At 39.6% G+C, this 19,850-nt stretch carries 17 protein-coding genes; all 17 read left to right on the forward strand.

Annotated elements, in window-relative coordinates:
• The first annotated feature begins 8 nt into the window (after positions 1-8).
• Positions 9-2,402 (forward strand): SpoIIE family protein phosphatase, encoded by a 2,394-nt coding sequence (locus tag ACIQXI_RS21460; RefSeq protein WP_402928476.1) that lies wholly within the window; start codon positions 9-11, stop codon positions 2,400-2,402.
• Between the two features lie 28 nt (positions 2,403-2,430).
• A complete protein-coding gene (tilS, locus tag ACIQXI_RS21465; protein ID WP_402928478.1) occupies positions 2,431-3,837 on the forward strand; it encodes a tRNA lysidine(34) synthetase TilS in 1,407 nt (468 codons plus the stop codon).
• Positions 3,838-3,906: 69 nt separating this feature from the next.
• Positions 3,907-4,449, forward strand: a complete 543-nt coding sequence (gene hpt, locus ACIQXI_RS21470) for a hypoxanthine phosphoribosyltransferase (RefSeq protein WP_402928480.1) — start codon at positions 3,907-3,909, stop codon at positions 4,447-4,449.
• Between the two features lie 267 nt (positions 4,450-4,716).
• Positions 4,717-6,744 carry an ATP-dependent zinc metalloprotease FtsH gene (gene ftsH, locus ACIQXI_RS21475; RefSeq protein ID WP_402928481.1) on the forward strand — a complete coding sequence of 676 codons (2,028 nt, stop codon included), beginning with the start codon at positions 4,717-4,719 and terminating at the stop codon, positions 6,742-6,744.
• 121 nt (positions 6,745-6,865) lie between these two features.
• On the forward strand, positions 6,866-7,699 hold the full coding sequence (locus ACIQXI_RS21480; protein WP_402928484.1) for an aldo/keto reductase: 834 nt from the start codon (positions 6,866-6,868) through the stop codon (positions 7,697-7,699).
• Between the two features lie 197 nt (positions 7,700-7,896).
• Positions 7,897-8,664 carry a type III pantothenate kinase gene (locus ACIQXI_RS21485; RefSeq protein ID WP_402928487.1) on the forward strand — a complete coding sequence of 256 codons (768 nt, stop codon included), beginning with the start codon at positions 7,897-7,899 and terminating at the stop codon, positions 8,662-8,664.
• A 21-nt stretch (positions 8,665-8,685) separates the two neighbouring features.
• Entirely contained in the window at positions 8,686-9,567 is an 882-nt protein-coding gene (gene hslO, locus ACIQXI_RS21490) for an Hsp33 family molecular chaperone HslO (RefSeq protein ID WP_402928488.1), read from the forward strand.
• Positions 9,551-10,516 carry a peptidyl-prolyl cis-trans isomerase gene (locus ACIQXI_RS21495; protein ID WP_402928489.1) on the forward strand — a complete coding sequence of 322 codons (966 nt, stop codon included), beginning with the start codon at positions 9,551-9,553 and terminating at the stop codon, positions 10,514-10,516. Before hslO ends, ACIQXI_RS21495 begins: the two co-directional genes overlap by 17 nt.
• 151 nt (positions 10,517-10,667) lie before the next feature.
• Entirely contained in the window at positions 10,668-11,597 is a 930-nt protein-coding gene (cysK, locus tag ACIQXI_RS21500; protein ID WP_402928490.1) for a cysteine synthase A, read from the forward strand.
• A gap of 249 nt (positions 11,598-11,846) precedes the next feature.
• The gene (locus ACIQXI_RS21505) at positions 11,847-13,226 is read left to right on the forward strand and encodes an anthranilate synthase component I family protein (protein WP_402928506.1); all 1,380 of its coding nucleotides are present in this window, start codon (positions 11,847-11,849) and stop codon (positions 13,224-13,226) included.
• Entirely contained in the window at positions 13,223-13,822 is a 600-nt protein-coding gene (gene pabA / locus ACIQXI_RS21510) for an aminodeoxychorismate/anthranilate synthase component II (protein ID WP_402928491.1), read from the forward strand. The genes ACIQXI_RS21505 and pabA overlap by 4 nt, the downstream gene beginning before the upstream one ends.
• Positions 13,806-14,645, forward strand: coding sequence for an aminodeoxychorismate lyase (gene pabC, locus ACIQXI_RS21515; protein WP_402928493.1), 840 nt, complete (start codon positions 13,806-13,808; stop codon positions 14,643-14,645). Before pabA ends, pabC begins: the two co-directional genes overlap by 17 nt.
• A 13-nt stretch (positions 14,646-14,658) precedes the next feature.
• The gene (gene folP / locus ACIQXI_RS21520) at positions 14,659-15,513 is read left to right on the forward strand and encodes a dihydropteroate synthase (protein WP_402928495.1); all 855 of its coding nucleotides are present in this window, start codon (positions 14,659-14,661) and stop codon (positions 15,511-15,513) included.
• A complete protein-coding gene (gene folB / locus ACIQXI_RS21525; RefSeq protein WP_402928497.1) occupies positions 15,513-15,878 on the forward strand; it encodes a dihydroneopterin aldolase in 366 nt (121 codons plus the stop codon). Before folP ends, folB begins: the two co-directional genes overlap by 1 nt.
• Entirely contained in the window at positions 15,878-16,399 is a 522-nt protein-coding gene (folK, locus tag ACIQXI_RS21530; RefSeq protein WP_402928498.1) for a 2-amino-4-hydroxy-6-hydroxymethyldihydropteridine diphosphokinase, read from the forward strand. The genes folB and folK overlap by 1 nt, the downstream gene beginning before the upstream one ends.
• Positions 16,400-16,504: 105 nt before the next feature.
• Positions 16,505-17,545 (forward strand): tRNA dihydrouridine synthase DusB, encoded by a 1,041-nt coding sequence (dusB, locus tag ACIQXI_RS21535; protein WP_402928500.1) that lies wholly within the window; start codon positions 16,505-16,507, stop codon positions 17,543-17,545.
• Positions 17,546-17,783: 238 nt separating this feature from the next.
• Complete coding sequence (gene lysS, locus ACIQXI_RS21540; protein ID WP_402928502.1) at positions 17,784-19,286, forward strand: lysine--tRNA ligase; 1,503 nt, start codon at positions 17,784-17,786, stop codon at positions 19,284-19,286.
• Positions 19,287-19,850: the final 564 nt, after the last annotated feature.

Below are 19,850 nucleotides of genomic sequence, written 5' to 3' on the forward strand. Positions count from 1 at the left end.
ATTATGGAATGACTAGTGTTGAATGGTATGAAGCAGCAAATGTAGACGACCAAAAATCGGGGGCGAGAAAAAGGCAATTGCTTATAGGTTCCCTATTTTTTTTCACAGCCTTTTTTTTAGCTCAATCTGTTGTGTTTGAAGCAGCTGTACCTTTCTCTGTCCCTTTTTGGGCAATTATTCGCAGTAAATATAAAGAATATGCGAAATTCGTATTATTAGGAAGCCTAATAGGGTGCTATTTCCTAGGTTTTGGACAAGTCCTCATATTAGCATTACAAATAGGCATGTATGAATGTATTATGCGTTTTCGATATTGGCGGCTACCCCAAAGCATTGCCGTTTCTCTTGCTGTTTTAAGTGTCCAATTTTTATGGCAGGGCATTATGTATCAAGGGCTTCCACCGGTACTTGTGCAATTTTATGTAGGTTGCGAGGTAGCATTAGCACTCATTATGACGTTATTTATGCAAGGGCTTTTCGTCAACTCGTATGAGTGGTTTACAAGCCATTGGACATATGAAAGACTTGGCTCCGCATTAGTAGTATTTGCAGCCATGCTAACAGGGATGCAAGCGGTAGTTATCAGCTATTTTTCGCTGCCAATATTCTTATTGCAGTTATTCATTTGTTTTGGCGCATTAGTAGGAAGTGTACCACTAGCGACCGTAATCGGAGCAGTACTTGGCGCTCTTATTGGGGTAGCCAAGTTATCGTTTACTGGAATGCTATCGGTGGCCACCTTAACAGGGCTGTGTGCAGGTATGGGGGCGCGTGCAGGGAGAATAGGTGTGGCAATAGGTAGTATTTTGCCTAGTGTGTTTTTTTTATTTTACGATGCGACCTTACCGCTAGATAGCGTGTACTTCACTTCCATTGCCATAGGCAGTATTCTTTTCTTAGTGATACCGAAGAGTTATTCCGAGAAAGTGCGAAATAAGCTTTTTCCACAACGGGAAGAAGTGCTATTAGCAAGGCAACATTGGTTAACAGATCATGTGACATTTAAGCTAGAGCATTTTCAGCACTTTGTTCATTTCATGAAAGAACTTGTATTCGAACGTTTTATGACGGCTCCTGTAGCGTCGAAAGAAGAAGTATCGCCTATGAATACATGTTTAAGTTGTTTTCGCCATGATCGGTGCTGGGGCGCGCAAAATAATGGTATGGACAAGCTTATGACAGATTGGTTCCATATGAAAGGTGTAGGGAAGGAATCGGCTATCCACCGGGTGGAAGAACAAATACGCTATAAATGTGTGAAATCAACGAAAATATTCGAGGAATTGGATACTGAACTTTATCGAGAGAAAATTAATGGGCAGTATTTCCACGGCAAAAAGATGATTGCACTCCAGCTACGCGATATGAGTAATCACCTGAATCAGTTAATTGCGGAAATGAAAGAAGAAACAATTTCTTTCGTCAGTGTGGAGAAGGATATTATTCAACGCTTGAAGGACGCGCATATAGAATGTTTTCAACTTGATGTGCTAAGCAATAAGGCAGGCGCAAGAAAAATTGTATGTGCGCTCGCACCTGCTCGTGTCGATTGGGAAGAGGATACGACAGTAGCGGAACGTATGATTTTACCGATTTTATATGATACTTTCGATGAACCATTTGAGATTGAAAAGGTCGTGGCGTGTGATGTACCATTTCGTCACATTCAAGTAAGCTTTAGATCAGCTATTAGCTTTGAAGTAGAGTATGATATATATAGCATGTCAAAAGATGCAACATTATATTCTGGGGATTCTCATGCGTTATTCCAATTGCATCCTGGTTTGTTTGCGGTTTTATTGTCCGATGGTATGGGACAGAGTAAAGAAGCACAGCATGAGAGTAGAAAATTAATTCATTTAATGCGCGAATGCTTGAATTTTAATATGAATCCCGAGACAGCGATGCATACTTTGCATTATGTGATGTCACTGAAGCAACAGGACGATATGTATGCAACACTTGATTTTGCACTTGTCGATTTACAACATGGTGATTTATGGTCGTGGAAAGCGGGAGGTATGTCCACCTATATTTTACGAGGTAAAGAAGTGTTGAAAGTTGAAAGTAACGCAGCGCCAGTTGGCTTTTTGTCGATATCGGCGGTTGAGGCTGAAAAAAGAAAATTAAAAGCGGGCGATGTGATTCTCATGCATTCAGATGGTCTGTTTTCAAGTGTCGCAGATTGGGATGAGCAGGAGGAAGCATTTTTAACTTTTGCGCAGCAGGTGGCCAGCACTAATCAAACAATACAAGATAAATTAACAACCATTATGCAGTCCTTCCAAACATATTACGAAATAGAGGATGACTGTACTGTATTGATGTTAGAGGTTACCCACGTCGTACCAACTTGGGCCGTTTTTAAACCGGTTCAATATTCCATGAGTAAATCTTCTTAACAGAAAACGAAAAGGGGAGGAGAAGCGTTTGTCATTTGAATTAAAGGTTAAACAATTTATTGATGAAGAGCAATTATTACAGCAAGACGATCATCTTCTCATCGCCGTTTCGGGTGGTGTAGATTCAATGGCACTCCTGCATTACTTTGTGACAACCAAAGAACAGTGGGGCATTAAAATCGAGGCAGTACATGTCGATCATATGTTAAGAGGAGAGGCATCAGCCGAAGATAGAGCTTTTGTGCAAAGGTATTGTGATCAATACGGCATTATTTTGCATGCAACGGCGATTCCAATTCCTGAAATTATAGCGCAGGAAAATGGTAACTCGCAGTTGATTTGCCGCAGAGAGCGCTATCGTTATTTTGGAGAAGTCATACATAAAACGATGGCCACCAAGCTTGTAACTGCACATCATGCGGATGACCAACTGGAGTCAGTATTAATGGCCCTGACGAAAAATGCCACGATGAATAGCATGCAAGGCATTCGCCCGCAGCGTTTTTTTGAAGGAAAATCATTAATTCGTCCGTTTTTAACGGTTACAAAGTCCGAAATAAGGGAATATTTACAGGAGCAGGGCTTGAATTATCGTGAAGATGCGAGTAATACGAAAGATTCCTACGCAAGAAATCGTTTTAGACACCACGTAGTACCACTGCTAGAGGCAGAAAACCCACGTGTAGCAGAGCAGACGAGTCGTTTTACAAAGCATTTGCAAGAGGATGATGCTTTCTTAATGACGCTTGCGCAAGACATATTTTCAAAAACAGTCAAAAAATGCAATGAAAATATGTATAGTATGGAGATAGAAGCATTGGAAATGGTAGCACCTGCTTTACAAAGGAGGCTCATTTTAATACTATTAAACTATCTTTACAAAGATTCAAATACGCTACAAAGTTATGCAATCTTAACCTCGCTTTTAAAGCTTTGTGAAACAACATCTGGGTATGCTGAAATTCACTTGCCAGAAGGTTTTATAGCAGTTCGCCGTTACGGCAAATTAACGATTCAGAAAAGCGACACATTAGAAAGTGAAATATATCCGGAAAATGGATTTGTTTTAGCTGCTAATGGGAAGACAATATTGACAAATGGTATAAGTCTAGCTGTCGTTAAGCTATCTGAATTAGCAACAGAATTGCTTACGGATACTGCACATCTTTTTTACTTTAACGCTAATAAACTTACACTTCCACTCTCTATTAGGGCACGTAAGGAAGGAGACCGAATGCTGTTAAAAGGAATGGATAAGCCAAAGCGTTTATCGCGCCTTTTTATAGATGAAAAGATTCCTTTGAATGAGCGAAATAGCTGGCCGTTACTGATTTCTCAATCTGACGAGGTCGTAGCGGTAATTGGTGTGCGTATGGGGATTTACTTTTCCACTACACCGCAACCAGGCGATGATACAGTGCTCATCGTAGACTAATGGTCTTTGTAAAATATTTCACCTACATACAGGTTGAAAATTTTTGAAACAACACGAGGAGGAATCGATATGTTACAAAATGACATCGAAAAAATTATGATTACAGAAGAACAACTGCAAGAAAGAATCGCTGAATTAGGTGCCCAATTAACAGCGGAATATCAAGATTCATTCCCGTTAGCTGTCGGTGTACTGAAAGGTGCGATGCCTTTCATGACAGACTTGATGAAACGTTTCGATTCTTTTATTGAGCTAGACTTTATGGATGTATCTAGCTATGGTAATGCCACTGTTTCATCTGGTGAAGTAAAGATTTTAAAGGATTTAAATACAAGTGTGGAAGGGCGTGACGTTTTAATTATCGAGGATATTATCGATAGTGGATTAACGCTTAGCTACCTAGTAGACCTATTTAAATACCGTAAAGCAAAATCAATCAAAATTGTTACGCTTTTAGACAAACCTTCAGGCCGCAAAGTAAACCTTGCAGCTGATTATGTTGGCTTCAAAGTGCCAGATGGCTTTGTTGTTGGTTATGGTTTAGACTATGCTGAGAAATACCGTAACTTACCATATATCGGTATTTTAAAACCAGAAGTTTATTCGTTTTAATGCTAAAATAACCAGTTAAATAAATGACTGGTTATCAGGTAAAGCCTCCAGCGGGTGATATAGGCCATGACAGCATTATTAGCTGTGCCTAAAAATAATCACCGAGTGCAAATACGCTGGGAATGTAATTAGTAGGAATAAATATGTTTAGATTTCGACAAAATTCAAACGAAACTTTTTTTAAGTAAGGCTTTTCGTTGTATGATGAAATCATGATATGTTAAGATTTTACTTATAATTTTTCTGTTTGTAATGAGGAGGCTGGAGATGAATCGAATATTTCGATATACCATATTCTATTTACTGATTTTCCTAGTGATCATTGGTATATTTGGTACTTTCAATGGTGGTAAGTCACCGACGAAAGAAATTACTTACTCAGAGTTTTTAGAAGCTCTAGATAAGAATGAAATTACAGAAGCAAAAATTCAACCTGATAAATCAGTATACATCGCTGAAGGTAAGATGAAAGGTTATGAAAAAGGCGAAAGTTTCACAGTAAATCTTCCGCGTGAAAACCAATTATTAATGGACCGAATCGATGAAGCTGCTAAGGATAAGAATAGCAATATAGAATTCTTGAAAGCACCAGAAACGAGTGGATGGGTACAGTTCTTTACAGGTATTATTCCATTCATCATTATCATCTTCTTATTCTTCTTCCTAATGAGTCAATCTCAAGGTGGCGGCAATAAAGTAATGAGCTTTGGTAAAAGTAAAGCTAAGCTCTACGATGACCAAAAGAAAAAAGTTCGTTTTACTGATGTAGCGGGTGCAGATGAAGAGAAAGCGGAACTTGTAGAAGTCGTTGATTTCTTAAAAGATCACCGTAAATTCACTGAAATTGGTGCTCGTATTCCAAAAGGTATCTTACTTGTAGGTCCTCCAGGTACAGGTAAAACATTACTTGCTCGTGCGGTAGCAGGTGAAGCTGGCGTACCATTCTTCTCGATTTCAGGTTCTGACTTCGTAGAAATGTTTGTCGGTGTAGGTGCTTCACGTGTGCGTGACTTATTCGAAAATGCGAAGAAAAATGCTCCGTGTATCATTTTCATTGATGAAATCGATGCAGTTGGTCGTCAACGTGGCGCTGGTCTTGGCGGCGGTCATGACGAACGTGAGCAAACATTGAACCAATTACTAGTTGAAATGGATGGCTTCGGTGCAAACGAAGGGATTATTATTATCGCTGCAACAAACCGTCCAGATATTTTAGATAAAGCGTTATTACGTCCAGGTCGTTTTGACCGTCAAATTACAGTAGGACATCCTGATGTAAAAGGTCGTGAAGCAATTTTAAAAGTGCATGCACGCAATAAGCCTCTTTCGGATTCAGTCGATTTAGCAGCTGTAGCACAACGTACACCGGGCTTCTCGGGTGCCGATTTAGAAAACTTATTAAACGAAGCTGCTCTTGTAGCTGCTCGTAAAAGTAAACGGTCAATTAATATGGCAGATATCGATGAGGCATCTGACCGTGTTATTGCAGGTCCAGCGAAAGCTAGCCGTGTTTACTCAGCAAAAGAGAAAAAGCTTGTATCCTTCCATGAAGCTGGTCACGTTGTTGTTGGTCTAGAACTTGATGAAGCGGATACTGTTCATAAAGTAACGATTGTACCTCGTGGTCAAGCGGGTGGTTATGCAATTATGTTACCGAAGGAAGAACGTTTCTTCACTACGAAACAAGAGCTTTTAGACCGTATTGCGGGACTTCTTGGTGGACGTGTGGCAGAAGAGATTGTGCTAGGCGAAGTATCTACTGGGGCTCACAATGACTTCCAAAAAGTAACGAGCATTGCACGTGCAATGGTTACAGAATATGGTATGAGTGAAAATCTTGGTGCGATGCAGTTTGGGTCAAGTCAAGGTGGGAATGTATTCCTTGGTCGTGACTTTAATTCAGATCAAAACTACTCAGATTCAATTGCTTACGAAATCGATAAAGAAATGCAAAAAATTATCGATACGCAATATGAACGTACTAAACGTATTCTGACAGAAAAACGTCATTTACTTGATTTAATTGCGAATACTTTAATGGAAAAAGAAACATTAAATGCGCAAGAAATCGAACATTTACGTGATCATGGTGTTTTACCAGAACCTGAGGCGGTAGAAAACGTTGATGAGGATGCGCCAAAAGCTGAAGCACAACCATCATTAGAAAAGGTTGGTAAACCTGTTCTTGAAAAAGAATTGCTAAGCGATGAGCCGAATCCGACAACAGCGGAGTTACCAAAAGAAGGTTTAGAGCAAAATGATGCGCCTAAAGGTATTGACGAAAAACGTCAGTAATTACTTGAAAGACTGCTTATGGATTTTCATAAGCAGTCTTTTTCTTTGCCTTTATTTAGTGTGAAGCATTAGGATATAAATAGAATATTATGTATGTGCATAATGGATAGGAGTGTTGAACATGGGAAAAGTAACATTGAACAATGGTTTAGAGATGCCTTTAGTCGGCTATGGTGTATTCCGAGTGCCAGATGGAGATGATTTAGCAGAAGCTGTTAAAACGGCGATTGCCAAAGGCTATCGTAGCATAGATACTGCACAAGTATATCGTAACGAAGAAAGTGTTGGACGAGGAATTCGCGCAGCAATTGCGGAAGGGTTAGTTTCGCGTGATGAACTTTTTGTCACTTCTAAAGTGTGGAATGACGGACTTTCTTATGAAGAGACACTTGCTGCATACGATAGCAGTTTAGAGAAATTAGGTTTAGATTATTTAGATCTGTATTTAATTCATTGGCCAGGTTTAGATACAAACTATATCGAGGCCTATAAAGCGCTTGAAAAAATTTATCAGGACGGGCGTGTTCGTTCAATAGGTGTGAGCAATTTCCATGTACACCACTTAGAACATTTGCTAAAAGAAACGACGCTTATCCCGGTTATTAACCAAATTGAATTTCACCCCCATTTGACGCAAGAAGAAGTGCGTGCATACTGTAAGGAACACGGTATTCAAGTGGAAGCGTGGTCACCTTTAATGAATGGTTCACTGTTAGAGGAAGAGTTGATTCAACAATTAGCAACTAAATACAGTAAAACACCTGCACAAATTGTTTTACGTTATGATGTGCAACATGGTGTTGTAACGATTCCGAAAACAATGACACCAGCACGTATGGCAGAGAACTTACAGGTTTTTGATTTTACTTTAACGGATGAAGAAATGGCACAGTTAGACGCGATGAACGACGGTCTGCGATGTGGACCAGATCCAGAAAAATTCAATTTTAAATAATGTTTTAGGAGCTACCTTCTCAAATGTAGGTAGCTCCTTCTGTTGTGAGTAGGAATGCTATTTCATTGCCTTAAAAGTGTGGTATCATTTTCTAAAGTGTTCAAACTTTAATTGGTGTTCATCGCAGCGCCTTCTTAAAATAAAGGTAGTGCCTCTACTGCAGGAATAGGGGCGAATTTGATATGGAGGCATCAACCATGATATTAGTATTAGATGCAGGAAATTCAAATATCGTATTAGGAGTTTATGATAGCAATGACCAGCTAGCCTTCCACTGGCGAATGGTAACAGATCTTCATAAAACAGAAGATGAGTATGCAATGCAAGTATTAGCTTTTTTTAATCATGCAGGCATTTCATTTGAACAAATTACGGGCATTATTATATCCTCGGTTGTACCGCCAATTATGTTTTCATTAGAATCGATGTGTCAAAAGTATTTTCGCAAAAAACCACTGGTTGTTGGGCCAGGTGTGAAAACCGGTTTAAATATTAAATATGAGAATCCACGCGAGGTTGGTTCGGATCGTATCGTCAACGCAATAGCAGCTTTGGATGCTTATAAAGCACCGTTAATTATTGTGGACTTCGGCACGGCGACAACATATTGTTATTTAAATGAAAAAGGCGATTACATGGGTGGTGCTATTGCTCCAGGCATTTCGATTTCAACAGAGGCGCTGTATACACAAGCAGCTCGTTTACCACGTATTGAAATATTGCGATCGACACATATTGTCGGGAAAACAACCGTTTCTGCCATGCAGGCGGGCATTTTTTATGGTTTTGTTGGACAAGTTGAGGGCATTGTTAATCGCATGAAAGCACAAAGTAAAGAAGAGCCGCTAGTGATTGCAACTGGTGGATTAGCAAATTTAATTGCTGGGGAGACACAAGCGATTGATGTGGTCGATCCATTTTTAACATTAAAAGGTTTATATAAATTATATAAACGTAACCAATAGGAAAAGAGGGACTTTTCATTTATGAAAGATTATTTAGTTCGAGGTTTAGGATTTAATGGGCAGGTGCGTGTTTTTGCAGCTTGCACAACAGCGACAGTCGGAGAAGCGCAACGTCGTCATAATACATGGCCGGTTGTATCAGCTGCACTTGGTCGTTCAATGACGGCTGGTGTAATGATGGGCGCTATGCTTAAAGGTGAAGAAAAAATTACGATTAAAGTAGAGGGCAATGGTCCGATCGGTCCTATGGTAATTGATAGTAATGCTCGTGGTGAAGTACGTGGTTTTGTAACAAACCCTCATGTGCATTTTGATTTAAATGAACAAGGTAAACTAGATGTGCGAGCTGGTGTTGGTACAGAAGGCGCATTAACGATTGTTAAAGACCTTGGCTTACGAGATATGTTCTCTGGACAAACGCCGATTGTGTCAGGTGAAATTGCAGAAGACTTTACTTACTATTTTGCTACATCTGAACAGGTGCCTTCATCTGTTGGGCTTGGCGTATTAGTAAATCCGGATAATACAATACTTGCAGCGGGTGGCTTTATTCTTCAGCTTATGCCAGGTTGTGAAGATGAAACGATTGACGCAATTGAACAGCATTTGGCAACAATCGAGCCCGTTTCGAAAATGATTGAAAAAGGCTTTACACCAGAGCAAATTTTAGAAGCTGTATTAGGTGAAGGAAAAGTCCAAATTTTAGATTCAATGCCGGTTGAATTTAAATGTCAATGTTCAAAAGAGCGATTTGGTGCAGCAATTTTAGGTTTGGGTTCACAAGAAATACAAGAAATGATTGATGAAGATGGTGAGGCTGAAGCGCAATGTCACTTCTGCTTAGAAACATACCATTTTTCAAAAGAAGAATTAGAAGGATTCATTGATGAGCTCAACGCGTAATCGAAGACCGCAGCCATCTGCAACACCCAACCAAACGCCCTTATTGCAACGCCGATTAAAAACGAAGCCGGCTTTAATTGTTTTCTCTGTATTATTACTAGGGAATCTTTTGTGGTTCATTGCCTGGTTATTACCAAATAACGGTCAGGAAATCGGTAGCGACGAACAAGTCGCTGCCGTTGGTGATGATGTTATCACACGCCAGGAGTGGATGATTGCTATGGAAGAACGCTATGGTAAAGAAACACTTCAAAATTTAGTGAATGAAGCTGTAATGGAAAAGGCAGCTAAAAAATATAAATTAAAAGTGACGGATAAAGAAATTAATCTAGAGCTTGCGTTAATGCGCTCGGCTCAAGATAAATTTGATACAGCATTGCAAAATCTTTCTGCCGATCAGTTGAAGCAGAAAATCCGCTCAGACCTTATTTTAGATAAAGTACTGACAAAAGATGTAGTCATCAAAGAAGATAGTATTCAAAAATACTATGAAGAAAATAAAGCGTTATACAATACTGAAACGAGCTATCGTACGAATTTCATCGAAGTGGATTCTAAGAAGGCTGCTGATGAAGCATTAAGTGAACTGAAAAATGGTTCTGATTTTTCTGTGTTGGCACGCGAAATTTCAATTGATAGTGCATCAGCTAGTCTAGGTGGGGATATTGGTTTCTTAACTGAAAAGCAGAGCAATATAGATCCAGCTATTGTGAAGGCAGCTAAGGCTTTGTCGGCAAATGAAGTGAGTAAAGTATTTAAGTTGGATAACGGACATTACGGAATTGTGCAAGTTCAAGAGGTAATAGAAGGTCAATCCTTTACATATGACGATGTGAAAGAACATATTGAACGAGAGCTTGCGCTGGAGCAATTGCAACAATCGATAACACCGGAAGCATTTTGGTCGGAGTTTAAGGCAACTTGGTATTATGGTGAAGAAAAGAAATGATAAATGGAAGCCAGAAAGTAGCATACTTTCTGGCTTCTAATAAATATTCTGAAAATATAAGTTTATTGATTGACAATTCAACTAAAAAATTGGTAAAATACAAAATAAGTAAAACCTATAAAAATAGTAGGGATTAGGAGTGGATGAGTAGATGAGTAGATTAGCGAACTCGGTAGCTGAATTAGTTGGTAAAACACCAATTGTTAAATTAAATCATGCAACAGGTGAGAACGAAGGTACTGTGTATGTTAAATTAGAGTATTTTAACCCAGGCAGTTCTGTTAAAGACCGTTTGGCATTAGCGATGATTGAAGCAGCGGAAAAAGACGGTACATTAAAACCAGGCGGCACTATTATTGAACCTACTTCTGGTAATACGGGGATTGGATTAGCAATGATCGCAGCTGCTAAAGGTTATAAAGCAATCTTAGTAATGCCAGAAACAATGAGTATAGAGCGTCGTAACCTATTGCGTGCATACGGTGCTGATTTAGTGTTAACACCAGGACCAGCAGGAATGAAAGGTGCAATTGCCAAGGCAGAAGAATTATCTGCAGAGCACGGCTACTTTTTACCACAACAATTCACAAACCCAGCAAATGCAGTTGTGCATCGTCTAACAACGGGTCCGGAAATCGTGGAAGCATTTGATGGCTTAACATTAGATGCATTTGTAGCAGGTGTTGGTACAGGTGGTACAATCACAGGTGCGGGTGCCGTATTAAAAGAGAAGTACCCAGAAATCGAAATTATTGCTGTTGAGCCAAAAGATTCTCCAGTACTTTCAGGTGGTCAGCCAGGCCCACATAAAATTCAAGGTATTGGTGCTGGCTTTGTACCTGCTGTATTAGATACAGATGTTTATTCATCAGTATTTCCTGTAGAAAATGAAGTTGCCTTTGATGTAGCGCGTAAAGTAGCGCGTGAAGAGGGTATCCTATGCGGTATTTCTTCAGGTGCGGCAATTTATGCAGCTATTGAAACAGCTAAACGTTTGGGCAAAGGTTCTAATGTTCTTGCAATCGTACCTTCAAATGGTGAACGTTACCTATCTACACCTTTATATCAATTTGAAGACTAATTAAACATAACATGACAGGCTCCCTCTATTGTGGGAGCCTTTTTATTTTGGCGATTTTTGAGAGTAAGAAGATGCAGTAGCACATGAACTATATATGCGCCTGCATGCAAACGGATGTAGTAAGTGGGATGTTATTTTTTATTAGCAAAAACATTCGCATCTTTTCATTTTTCTAGTTAAGATGGAATCACATCATATGATTCAAAGGGGAAGTGCAACGTGAATACATTATCGACTACAACCGTGAAGATGGACGCAGATGCGTTTTATTATAGTTATAAAAAGCAAACACAACATGAACAAGCCCATGTGTTTTTAGAAAGTGGACGGGGTGGGCATTTTTCAATTGCTGCTTGGCACCCATTAGCGACTGCACAATCAATTGAGGGTGGTTTGCTTATTAATTGGAGAGATGGGCATAGCGAAGAGTTATACGGTGAGCCACTTGATTTATTAGAACAATTAATCGCGACTTATCAATTGGTTTATGACTCTAAGCTACCCGTTTTCCAAGGAGGGGCAATCGGCTTTGTGTCGTACGATTATGCTCGAAAGATTGAAAAACTGCCTATAGTGGCAACAGATGATTTAAAAGTGCCGGATATATATTTTTATTTATTTGATTGCTGGGCCGTGCATGATGTCACGACAAATGAAGTGACACTTATGAAGTTAGCGGACTGTAATGTCAATTTAGAAGAGCGTGCACAAGCTTGGCAAGAAGCGGCTCAAGAAGGTTTACAGTTACGGAAATTTGAAAAGACAAGTGCTGTTGAAGTGGTAAATGATGAAAGTGAATTACTAGTGTCATTCGCTGGAACAGACTTTGAAGCCGCGGTCAGTAAAATTCAAACATATATTGCGCAAGGTGATGTTTTTCAAGTCAATTTATCCGTGCGTCAATCGAAGAAATTAACGGCTACGGCAATGGATGTGTATGAGGCTTTACGTGCCTTTAATCCTTCTCCGTATATGGCGTATATTGAAGCACCTGAATTTGCTGTTGTGTCTGGATCTCCTGAATTGTTGGTCAAGCGTCATGGAAAAGAGTTATCAACACGCCCGATAGCAGGTACACGTCCTAGAGGAAAGTCTGAAGAGGAAGATATGGCTTTGGCGCAGGAGTTAATTGATAACGAGAAAGAGCGCGCTGAACATGTAATGCTAGTAGATTTAGAGCGTAATGATTTAGGCAGAGCTTCAGCATACGGTACGGTTGAAGTGGATGAGTTTATGGTCATCGAGCGTTATTCGCATGTCATGCATATTGTGTCCAATGTGCGCGGGGAGATAGCTGATGGGAAGACGAATGCAGATGTTGTGCGTGCGATGTTCCCAGGCGGTACGATTACTGGCGCACCGAAAATTCGTACGATGGAAATTATTGAAGAGTTGGAACCAGTGCGTCGAGGATTGTATACGGGTTCTATTGGTTGGCTTGGCTTTACAGGGGATATGGAATTCAATATTGTGATTCGAACGGCATTTGTTAAAGATGGCATGGCTCATATACAAGCTGGTGCAGGGATTGTGATAGATTCTGTTCCAGAAAGAGAATACCAAGAGTCTCTAAATAAAGCAAAAGCAATGTGGCAAGCAAAAGCTATGGCGGAGGAGCGAGCAAAATGATATTAATGATTGATAACTATGATTCTTTTACATATAATCTTGTGCAGTATTTTGGGGAGTTTGGACATGAATTAATGGTGAAAAGAAATGATTCGTTAACGATTGCAGATATTGAAAAACTTGCACCGGATATGATTGTTATTTCTCCAGGCCCTTGTAGTCCGAACGAAGCCGGAGAAAGTTTAAATATTATTCGATATTTCGCGGGAAATATTCCAATTTTAGGAGTGTGTCTTGGACATCAAGCAATTGCCCAAGTATTTGGTGGTCATGTAATTCGGGCTGAGCGATTAATGCATGGTAAAACGTCGCCTGTGTTGCATGCAGAAATAGGGTTACATGCAGGAATGCCCAATCCGTTTCAAGCTACGCGCTATCATTCGCTTATTGTGGAGAAAGAATCCTTACCGGCATGCTTTGAGGTTACAGCGTGGACAGCAGAAGGTGAAATAATGGGCATCCGTCATAAAGACTATCCAATTGAAGGTGTGCAATACCATCCAGAGTCTATTATGACGGAACAAGGGAAAAAGCTTCTGCGTCATTTTATCGAATTGTACGTAGAAGGAGCGAAGAAGCATGCAGTGTTGGATTAACGGCAACTACGTAGCAGCAGAGGATTTGCGAATTTCACCTTTTGACCATGGCTTTTTATATGGATTAGGTTTTTTTGAAACGTTTCGCACTTACAACGGCAAAGTACTGTTTTGGGATGCGCATATGGAAAGGTTACAATCTGCACTTTCTCAATACCATATATATATGCCGTATACTAGACAAGACCTGCTTGCAGTAATTGAACAATTAGATGTAGCTGCGGGTGGAAAAGATGGTTATTTTCGTGTCAATGTATCTGCGGGTGAGCATGGTATCGGTTTGCAACCGATGGAGTATAGACAACCTAATGTTATTGTCTTTCGCAAAGAGCTACCAGATATATCTCGTGGACAAGAAAAAACAGCACAATGGTTAGAGACAAAGCGCAATACTCCTGAAGGCGCTTTTCGAGTAAAATCGCATCACTATGGCAATAACGTGCTAGGCCGATTTGAAATGCCGTCATTAGCTGTGCAGGAAGGTTTCTTTTTAACAGAGTGCGGTTATGTGGCTGAAGGTGTGACATCAAATATTTTCTGGGTGAAAAATGATATACTATATACGCCTTCTTTAGCAACGGGTATTTTACCTGGAATAATGCGTGCATGGGTAATTGAACATGCCCAAACACTAGGAATTGAAGTGCAAGAAGGTCTCTTTACTAAAATAGATATAGAGCAAGGATGCGAATGTTTTATTACAAACTCTGTGCAAGAGCTTGTTCCAATTTGTAGATTAGAAGATAGGTGGTTTTTAGGCAATAAAGGACCTATTTATTTGCGTTTACAGGAAGCGTTTATCAAAGAAGTGGAACAAGAATAGAAGGAGCGTCAAAATGCTAGAAAAATATACAACACCGTTAACGATTAACGGGATAACATTAGATTATACAAGCGAAACATTCGTGATGGGTATTTTAAATGTCACGCCAGATTCTTTTTCAGACGGGGGAAAATACAATAACGTCAAGGCTGCGGTCGAACAAGCGAAAAAGATGGTAGCTGATGGTGCGAAGATTATTGATGTAGGTGGCGAATCCACACGCCCTGGTTATGAGCGTATTTCAGATGAAGATGAAATTGCGCGCATTGTACCGGTTATTCAGGCATTAGTAGCAGAAGTGCCGGCTATTATTTCGGTTGATACGTATAAAGCGAAAGTGGCACGTGCGGCGATTGAAGCGGGAGCCCATATCATTAATGATATTTGGGGTGCGAAATCAGAACCTGCAATTGCAGAAGTCGCTGCGGAACTAAATGTGCCTATTATTTTAATGCATAATCGTGAAAACATGGATTATGGAATTGATTTTTGGGCATCGGCAAAAGCAGATTTAGAAGTAAGTATTGCGATTGCTAAAAAGGCGGGTGTGCCAGATGCACATATTATATTGGATCCAGGTATTGGTTTTGCCAAAACGACGGCACAAAACATTGCAATGATGCAGCACCTTGCTGATTTAGTAGATATGGGTTACCCAGTGCTTTTAGCTACATCACGCAAATCGATGATTGGCAATGTCTTGCAACTACCTGTGGAAGAACGGATAGAAGGTACAAGTGCAACAGTTGTTTATGGCATTGAAAAAGGGTGTCATATGATTCGTGTACATGATGTGAAAGAAATGGCACGTGCTTCGCATATGGCAGATGTATTAGTAGGGAAACGTATTTACAAGGAGGAAGCATGATGGACTATATTCATTTAAAGGACATGCAGTTTTATGGTTATCACGGTGTTTTGGCAGCAGAAACAACACTTGGTCAACGCTTCCGTGCCAATGTCTCACTTGCGGTTGATATGACCGAGGCGGGGGAAACAGATGATTTAACGTACACAGTAAATTATGCGGAAGTGTATGAGCTATGTCGTGATATTGTAGAGGGTGAGCCGTTTAAGCTAATCGAAGCACTTGTTTCAAAAATTGCTAACAGCATACTCCTTGCATATCCTGATAAAGTGAAAGGTGTACGTGTCGAGCTAATCAAACCAGATCCTCCAATCCATGGTTATTATAAAGAGGTTTCAGTTGAAGTCACTAGAGGTGATTTCTAATGAATGATGTATATCTTTCTATTGGCACAAATATTGGGGAACGCTACGAAAATCTCCAGCGTGCTCTTGAGCTTTTGATGGAAAAAGAAGGGCTAGAAGTTATTCGGATTTCTTCTATCTATGAAACAGCGGCTGTAGGCTACACTGACCAAGCAGATTTTTTAAATATTGCGGTTCATGTTAGAACAAGTAGTTCATCTTCTGAAATGCTCAAGATTTGTCAGTCGGTAGAGAATGAGCTAGGACGTATTCGGGAATTTCGATGGGGTCCTCGAATCATTGACCTTGACATTCTACTCTACAATCACGAAAATATTGAAACAGAGAGTTTGCTTGTGCCACATCCAAGAATGTATGAACGGGCTTTCGTATTAGTACCACTAATCGAAATTACCCCTGTACCTAACAGTGAGCAATTACAACTTGCACATGAGACACTGCAACAGATGAATTGCCAAGAAGAGGGCATAACCCTCTGGAAGGAATCAGTGGATACGAAATTTATGCCGTCTCTTAAGTAATGCTTTGAGTTGGTCTTTGTGGTGAGCGTAATAATAACTGCCAAAGCAGTGATAATAGATTTTTAGCAATGACGGGTGGAAGCCCATAGAAGGAGGAAATTGACGTTGAGTCAGACAACTGAAAAGCCGTTTCAAATTGGCGATATTGTTATGGACAACCGTGTCGTCTTAGCACCGATGGCTGGCATCTGTAACTCTGCATTTCGCTTAACCGTAAAAGAATTCGGAGCAGGGCTTGTATACGCCGAAATGATTAGTGATAAAGGGATCGTTAATAAAAATGAAAAAACATTAGGTATGCTTTACATCGATGAGCGTGAAAACCCTCTTTCATTACAAATTTTTGGCGGAGATAAAACAACATTAGTAGAAGCGGCGAAGTATGTAGATGAAAATACAACAGCTGATATTATTGATATCAATATGGGCTGTCCAGTTAATAAAATTATTAAATGTGAAGCCGGCGCTCGTTTATTATTAGATCCAAGTAAAGTATATGAGATGGTAGCAGCAGTAGTAGATGCTGTAAAAAAGCCTGTCAGTGTAAAAATGCGTATTGGCTGGGACGATGAACATATCTTTGCTATAGAAAATGCGCAGGCTGTTGAACGAGCAGGCGCTTCTGCGGTGGCAGTCCATGGTCGTACTCGTGTGCAAATGTACGAAGGAAAAGCAAATTGGGATATTATCCGTCAAGTAAAGGAAAATGTTAATATTCCGGTGCTCGGCAATGGGGATGTTGAAACACCGCAAGATGCAAAACGTATGCTTGATACAACAGGTGTAGATGCTGTTATGATAGGACGAGCAGCACTAGGTAATCCGTGGATGATTTATCGTACAGTTCAGTACTTGGAAACGGGTGAATTAAAAGATGAGCCTGGCGTTCGCGAAAAAATGGATGTCTGCTTATTACATTTTGAACGCCTCTTACAACTAAAAGGTGAGAGTGTAGCAGTGCGTGAAATGCGTAAACACGCTTCTTGGTATTTAAAAGGAATTCGTGGTAACGGTAAAGCTCGTAGTGCTATTAACCAAACAGAAACTGCTGTAGAGCTACGCGCTATACTAAATGGTATTGTAGAAGACTATGAAGAAATTGCGTCAGGAATTATTGTTCCGGAACAGAAGCAACTCATTATATAATGTGAAAAGAGACGTCTCGATTAAAATAGAGCGTCTCTTTTTTTATATGGTGATATAGAAAGGTGAAAATGGAGCGATAGAGTGAATATAAGTATAAATCTACTACAGCCAACTTTAATTTTTGGAATTATTAATCATTTTAAGTCTTTTGGAAATTAAACCGAAACAGATGAATACAGCATTAAAATTGTGTACAATAGAAATATTATGGACGTAAACGCGGACAATTTAATAAGGAGTGAAACAAGTGTCAAACATAGAAGAGTTAAATGATCAGCTTTTGGTGAGACGTCAAAAAATGACTGCGATTCAAGAGAACGGTCAAGATCCATTCGGTAGTCGATTTGAGCGTACGCATTTATCTACAGAAGTGCGTGAACAATTTGCAGATCAAACGAAAGAACAGCTAGAAGAAAACCTACAAGAGGTTATTATCGCAGGTCGTATTATGACAAAGCGCGGTAAAGGGAAAGCTGGCTTTGCACATATTCAAGATTTAGGTGGACAAATTCAAATCTACGTTCGTCAGGACCATGTTGGTGAAGAAGCCTATGAGTTATTTAAACAAGCTGACCTTGGTGATATCGTAGGTATACGTGGTAACGTATTCCGTACGCAAGTGGGAGAGCTTTCAGTGAAGGCTGAAGAATTTACATTCCTAACAAAAGCACTACGTCCTATGCCTGAGAAATTCCACGGCTTACAAGATGTCGAGCAACGTTACCGTCAACGTTATTTAGATTTAATGACGAATGAAGATAGCAAAAAAACATTTATTACACGTTCTAAAATTATTCGTGCTATTCGCAACTATTTAGATAACGCAGGTTATTTAGAAGTGGAAACACCAATGTTGCATACGATTGCTGGTGGTGCAGCGGCTCGTCCGTTCATTACGCACCATAATGCGCTTGATATGGAACTATATATGCGTATCGCGATTGAGTTGCACTTAAAACGTTTAATCGTGGGTGGACTAGAAAAAGTTTATGAGATTGGCCGTGTATTCCGTAACGAAGGTATTTCAACTCGTCACAATCCGGAGTTCACAATGATTGAGTTGTATGAAGCGTATGCAGATTACCAAGATATAATGTCGTTAACAGAGAATTTAATCGCTCATGTAGCACAAGAAGTACTTGGCACAACAACAGTGCAATACGGTGAAGATGAAATCAACCTTGCTGTAGGTTGGAGACGTGTTCATATGGTAGATGCAGTTAAAGAAGCTACAGGCGTCGATTTCTGGCAGCCAATGACAAAAGAACAAGCGCAAGCACTTGCTAAAGAGCACGGTGTTGAAGTGAAGCCGACACATGAAGTCGGTCATATTATCAATGAATTCTTCGAACAAAAGATTGAAGAAACTCTTGTGCAACCAACATTTGTATACGGACATCCGGTTGAAATCTCTCCTTTAGCGAAGAAAAATCCGGAGGACGAGCGTTTCACAGATCGTTTTGAGCTGTTTATTGTACGTCGTGAACATGCCAATGCCTTTACGGAACTAAACGACCCAATCGACCAACGCGAACGCTTTGAAGCGCAATTAGCTGAAAAAGAAGCTGGCAATGATGAGGCCCACGAAATGGATAATGACTTTATTGAAGCTTTAGAGTACGGTATGCCGCCAACTGGTGGTTTAGGTATAGGGATTGACCGATTAATCATGCTTCTTACAAACGCTCCATCAATTCGTGACGTATTATTATTCCCTACAATGCGCCACACTTCAAAATAATATTTAATAAAGAGACTCTATATAGAAGAGTCTCTTTATTTTATTGTGAAAAGACAAAAACAGCGGTATAGTAATAACAATGTTTATTGCAACAACAAATACAATAGCGTTGAAACTTGAATAAGCTATATATAGCTTACTAATGACGTTTTTTTTATAAAATAATATTTTTATAGAAAAAACACTTGCGTAGATTGTAGAATCGTGATAAATTATTACTTGTCGCTAAGATGACACAACATAAGTATCACAAACTAGTAATAACATCACAAAAAATGTTGACATCAACATTTCAAAGTGATAAGATATAAAAGTTGTCACTTCTTAAAGAAAAAATATTTCAAAAAAGTTGTTGACAAAGAAAATCGAAAATGTTATTATATAAAAGTTACTGAAAATAACTTGAAACATAATGAACCTTGAAAACTGAACAAGCAAAACGTAATCAATATAGTTTCTGAGCTAACTCCGGTTAGTGAACGAAACAAAAATTTTGGACATCAAAATTGATGCCAGCAAAACAATTTGAGCTAATCAAATTTCTTTTATGGAGAGTTTGATCCT

Origin of the sequence: Lysinibacillus sp. NPDC097195, assembly GCF_044762075.1 — a bacterium.
In the GTDB taxonomy this organism is placed as follows: Bacteria; Bacillota; Bacilli; order Bacillales_A; family Planococcaceae; genus Lysinibacillus.